1 protein-coding gene is annotated in these 210 nt (G+C 42.9%); it reads right to left on the reverse strand.

Annotation, left to right across the window (positions count from 1 at the left end; translation table 11 throughout):
- Positions 1 to 8 precede the first annotated feature (8 nt).
- Positions 9 to 210 (reverse strand): transposase domain-containing protein (locus CEX98_RS22325; RefSeq protein WP_143484396.1); only part of this gene is annotated, 202 nt, incomplete at its 5' end.

Consider the following 210-nt stretch of genomic DNA (forward strand, 5'->3'; position numbering starts at 1 on the left):
GAGTCTAGCTAACGACACCCAGCTTGTTTAATGTTCCAAGGTAACAGCGATTCAAGATTATCAGGCTGCTCAACAAGGTGCTGTAAACAAGTAGAAATATAATCATGCACTACAAGGTCATTTGCCTTTGCGGTTTCAACAAGGCTATAAAGTATCGCACTGGCATGTGCACCCTTACTGGTATTAGAGAACAGCCAGTTTTTTCGCCCT

The organism is Pseudoalteromonas piscicida (assembly GCF_002744175.1).
Taxonomy (GTDB): domain Bacteria; phylum Pseudomonadota; class Gammaproteobacteria; order Enterobacterales; family Alteromonadaceae; genus Pseudoalteromonas; species Pseudoalteromonas piscicida_B.